Origin of the sequence: Bradyrhizobium uaiense, from assembly GCF_010811875.1 — a bacterium.
Lineage (GTDB): Bacteria > Pseudomonadota > Alphaproteobacteria > Rhizobiales > Xanthobacteraceae > Bradyrhizobium > Bradyrhizobium uaiense.
In genome coordinates this window covers 1-233 of sequence record NZ_VKHP01001132.1, presented here as the reverse complement: position 1 = coordinate 233, position 233 = coordinate 1, and the positions used below count along the sequence as shown (strand labels likewise).

Genomic DNA, 233 nt, shown 5'->3' with positions numbered 1-233 from the left:
CGCACTCAACACGCCGACCTGGAGGGATTTGAAGGCGGCGTTCGAGGACGCCAAGGCCGACGTCGCGGTACACGGCGCGATTTTGACAGGCAGCGGCGACAAGGCCTTCATTGCCGGCGCCGACATCGGAGAGCTCGCCCATGCCGACGCCTATGAGGCTGAGGAATCGAGCCGCTTCGGCCAGGAGGTTCTGAGCCTTGTCGAAAATCTCGGTAAGCCCGTGATCGCGGCGA

Annotated in this window: 1 protein-coding gene; it reads left to right on the top strand. The window is 63.9% G+C overall.

Annotation, left to right across the window (positions count from 1 at the left end; genetic code table 11):
* Positions 1–233: enoyl-CoA hydratase-related protein (locus FNJ47_RS55790; RefSeq protein WP_175068547.1), on the top strand; the 233-nt coding region annotated here is incomplete at both ends.